We start from the raw sequence: 301 nt of genomic DNA, 5'->3' as shown, positions 1-301 counted from the left end.
AAGTTGGGGTACAAGGCGTCGGCGGAGCAGTTCGGGCCGCGGGAGCTGGTGGAGCTGGCGGTGCTCGCCGAGGAGCGGGGGATGGATTCGGCGACGGTGTCGGATCATTTCCAGCCGTGGCGGCACACCGGGGGGCATGCGCCGTTCTCGTTGGCGTGGATGACCGCGGTCGGGGAGCGTACCTCGCGGTTGCAGTTGGGGACCTCGGTGCTGACCCCGACGTTCCGGTACAACCCGGCGGTGATCGCGCAGGCGTTCGCGACGATGGGGTGCCTGTATCCGGGGCGGGTCATGCTGGGGG

The 301-nt window shown here is 69.8% G+C and carries 1 protein-coding gene; it reads left to right on the top strand.

What is annotated here, in order from left to right; translation table 11 throughout:
* On the top strand, window positions 1-301 hold a 301-nt coding region (locus tag G6038_RS30880; RefSeq protein WP_240918904.1), incomplete at both ends, for an LLM class flavin-dependent oxidoreductase.

This window comes from Rhodococcus sp. 14C212, assembly GCF_011058195.1.
Classification (GTDB): Bacteria; Actinomycetota; Actinomycetes; order Mycobacteriales; family Mycobacteriaceae; genus Rhodococcus; species Rhodococcus aetherivorans.
The sequence above is the reverse complement of the archived record's forward strand: the minus strand, read 5'-3'. Positions and strand labels throughout refer to the sequence as shown.